Raw genomic sequence first — 2,567 nt, 5'->3', positions numbered from 1 at the left:
ACCACCACCTGGGTGTGTCCGCGTTCGCCAGCCACGCGGTGGTCAGCCGCACGTCCGTCGTGCGGGTCGATCCCGACGTGCCGCCCGAGGTCGCGGCCCTGCTCGGCTGCGCGGTGCTCACCGGCGGGGGAGCGGTGGTCAACGCCGGCCGACCGCGGCAGGGTGACACCGTGATGGTCGTGGGGCTCGGAGGCGTGGGGATGGCTGCGCTGCTGGTCGCGGTCGCGCTCGGGTTCGACGTCATCGGGGTCGACGCGGTCGCGGACAAGCTGGAGGCCGCGCGCGCCAATGGGGCGGCCGCGACGTACTCGCCGCAGGACCTGCCCGTCCGAGCACCCGTGGTCATCGAGGCCGCCGGGAACGCCCGAGCGTTCGAGACGGCCGTCGCCGCGACGGCGCCGGGCGGGACGACGGTGACGGTCGGCCTGCCCGCTCCCGGCGCTCGCGCGTCCGTCAGCCCGCTCACCCTCACCTCCGAGGCCCGGACCGTCGTCGGCAGCTACCTCGGCTCCGCCGTCCCGGCCCGCGACATCCCGCTCTACGTCGACCTCTGGCGCTCGGGTCGGCTCCCGCTCGAGCGCCTGGTCTCCTCGCGCATCACGCTGCACGACCTCGACGTCGCCATGGACCGCCTCGCGGCCGGTGGCGAGCTCCGCCAGCTCATCGTTCTCGACGAAAGGACCCCCTCGTGACACGCACTGCCCTGGTGACCGGCGCCGCCCGCGGCATCGGCGCCGCGACCGCCCTCCGGCTCGCCGCCGACGGCTTCCAGGTGGCCGTCCTCGACCTGCGCGAGGAGGACTGCGCGGGCACCGTCGACGCGATCCGCGCTGCCGGGGGTTCCGCGATCGGCCTCGGTGCCGACGTCGGCCTGACGCAGGACGCCGTCTCCGCCGTCGCGCGCGTGGCCGACGAGCTCGGGGCGCCCACCGTCCTGGTCAACAACGCCGGCATCCTGCGCGACAACCTCCTGTTCAAGATGACCGAGGCCGACTGGGACTCCGTCATCTCGGTGCACCTGCGCGGCGCGTTCCTCATGAGCCGCGAGGTCCAGAAGCACCAGGTGGCCGCCGGCTGGGGGCGGATCGTCAACCTGTCCAGCACGTCGGCGCTGGGCAACCGAGGGCAGGCCAACTACGCGACCGCCAAGTCGGGGCTGCAGGGGTTCACCAAGACGCTGGCCATCGAGCTGGGCAGGTTCGGGGTCACCGTGAACTCGGTGGCCCCCGGGTTCATCGCCACCGACATGCTGCGGCAGACCGCCGAGCGGCTCGGCATCACGTTCGAGCAGTTCCTCGACGGGGCGGCCAAGGAGATCCCGGTCGGGCGCGTGGGCCAGCCCGACGACATCGCGAACGCCGTCTCGTTCTTCTGCTCGGAGGCAGCGAGCTTCGTCAACGGGCAGGTCCTCTACGTGGCCGGCGGGCCGAAGGCGTGATCGCGGTGGACACCCCCGCAGGGTTGCTCGACGCCCTCGGTCAGAGCGCGACCGCCGACCGCTGGTTCTCCGTCGACCAGGCGCGGATCGACGCGTTCGCCGACACCACGGACGACCACCAGTGGATCCACGTCGACCCGGTCAGGGCCGCCGCTGGGCCGTTCGGCGCGACCGTCGCGCACGGGTACCTCACGCTCTCCCTGATCCCGGCGCTGACCGACGGGCTGGTCGAGGTCGGCGGGACCGGGCTGGTGGTCAACTACGGCCTCGACCGCGTGCGGTTCCTGCAGCCGGTGACCGCCGGCTCCCGCATCCGGGCGACGTCCACCGTGACCTCCGCCGAACCGACGCCCCAGGGCGTCCGCGCGACCTTCACGGTCACTGTCGAGATCGAGGGCGCGACCAAGCCGGCCCTGATCGCGGAGACCGTCGTCCTCTACTTCGCGGCGGCCTGAACGCCCGCAACGTCCGAGGAAGTGAGCGCCCCAGCAGCCACTTCCTCGGACGTTGGGTGTTCGCGGAGGGTCAGGAGACCCGCTCGACCACCATCGCCATGCCCTGGCCGCCGCCGAYGCACATGGTCTCCAGGCCGAACGTGCCGTCCTGCACCGCGAGGCCGTGCAGCAGGGTCGTCGTCAGTCGGGCGCCGGTGCTCCCGAACGGGTGACCCACCGCGATCGCGCCCCCGTGGACGTTGAGCTTGTCGTGGTCGATGCCGAGCGCGCGCGCCGACGGGAGCACCTGTGCGGCGAACGCCTCGTTCAGCTCGACCAGGTCGATGTCGGCGATGGTCATGCCCGCGCGGGACAGCGCCATCAGCGACGCGTCCACCGGTCCGAGGCCCATGATCTCCGGCGAGAGGCCGCTGACCCCGGTGGACACGATGCGGGCGAGCGGGGTCAGGCCGAGCTCGTCGACGATCCGGTCGCTCACGATCACCACCGCGGCGGCGCCGTCGTTGAGCGGGCAGCAGTTGCCGGCCGTGACCGTGCCGTCGGGGCGGAACACCGGGTTCAGGCCGACCAGCGCCTCGACCGTGACCCCGGCTCGGGGGCCGTCGTCGGCCGACACGACCGTGCCGTCCGGCAGGGTCACCGGGGTGATCTCGTCGGCCCAGAACCCGTTGGCC

4 protein-coding genes are annotated in these 2,567 nt (G+C 73.0%); 3 read left to right on the top strand and 1 reads right to left on the bottom strand.

From position 1 onward, the window contains the following. The 3 genes from AC1DUQ_RS20530 to AC1DUQ_RS20520 all read left to right on the top strand — a co-directional run. The coding region (locus AC1DUQ_RS20530) for a zinc-binding dehydrogenase (RefSeq protein WP_477074501.1) at window positions 1-692 on the top strand (692 nt) is incomplete at its 5' end. Further along, the gene (locus AC1DUQ_RS20525) at window positions 689-1,438 is read left to right on the top strand and encodes an SDR family oxidoreductase (RefSeq protein WP_477061432.1); all 750 of its coding nucleotides are present in this window, start codon (window positions 689-691) and stop codon (window positions 1,436-1,438) included. The genes AC1DUQ_RS20530 and AC1DUQ_RS20525, both read left to right, overlap by 4 nt. A 5-nt stretch (window positions 1,439-1,443) precedes the next feature. Continuing rightward, complete coding sequence (locus AC1DUQ_RS20520) at window positions 1,444-1,893, top strand: MaoC family dehydratase (RefSeq protein ID WP_477061433.1); 450 nt, start codon at window positions 1,444-1,446, stop codon at window positions 1,891-1,893. Window positions 1,894-1,963: 70 nt separating this feature from the next. Here AC1DUQ_RS20520 and AC1DUQ_RS20515 read toward each other — a convergent pair. Continuing rightward, window positions 1,964-2,567: acetyl-CoA C-acyltransferase (locus AC1DUQ_RS20515; protein ID WP_477074500.1), on the bottom strand; the 604-nt coding region annotated here is incomplete at its 5' end.

Source organism: Cellulomonas sp. P4_B5_2, from assembly GCF_056402235.1.
Note: the sequence above shows the minus strand (reverse complement) of the source record. Positions and strands in the feature narration are given on the sequence as shown.